Consider the following 423-nt stretch of genomic DNA (forward strand, 5'->3'; position numbering starts at 1 on the left):
ACACGATAAATCTCTACATACTCACTGCCCACTTTATAGATAATCACATAATCTTCCCATATTGCATATTTATAATCTGTACGAAAGCTTACCCGTTTGGAAAGATCCGCCCCCATTCCCGGAAACATCTGAAGGTTCTCAAATTTACCGTAAATTTCCTTTATGGTCTTTGCCGCATATTCCTCATTGTCTTCAGCAATGTAATCCCGAATAGTCTTCAGATCCTTTGCAACAATCGGGTTAATCCGCAATTCTAACATCTTATTCCCCCACAAGTGCCTTCAGTTCATCCAAATCCAGCCATCCTTCGCCGTCTTTCACTGCTTCTTCGGCTTCCTGCAGCTTCATCAAAAGCTTCTTTTCCGCACGATCACGTTCATAATCTTCAAAATCCATAACCACAAAACGTCCTCTACCATTCTT

General features: G+C 41.4%; 1 protein-coding gene and 1 pseudogene. Both read right to left on the minus strand.

Annotated features, from left to right (window positions below; all coding sequences use genetic code 11):
• Positions 1-260, minus strand: a 260-nt coding sequence (locus GPK58_RS12145; RefSeq protein ID WP_215638716.1) for a type II toxin-antitoxin system RelE/ParE family toxin, incomplete at its 3' end; no start/stop codon positions are given.
• 1 nt (position 261) lies between these two features.
• Positions 262-423 (minus strand): annotated as a pseudogene (locus tag GPK58_RS12150) (prevent-host-death protein); the annotation flags it as partial.

Origin of the sequence: Blautia sp. MCC270, from assembly GCF_018785605.1 — a bacterium.
Taxonomy (GTDB): Bacteria; Bacillota; Clostridia; order Lachnospirales; family Lachnospiraceae; genus Blautia_A; species Blautia_A fusiformis.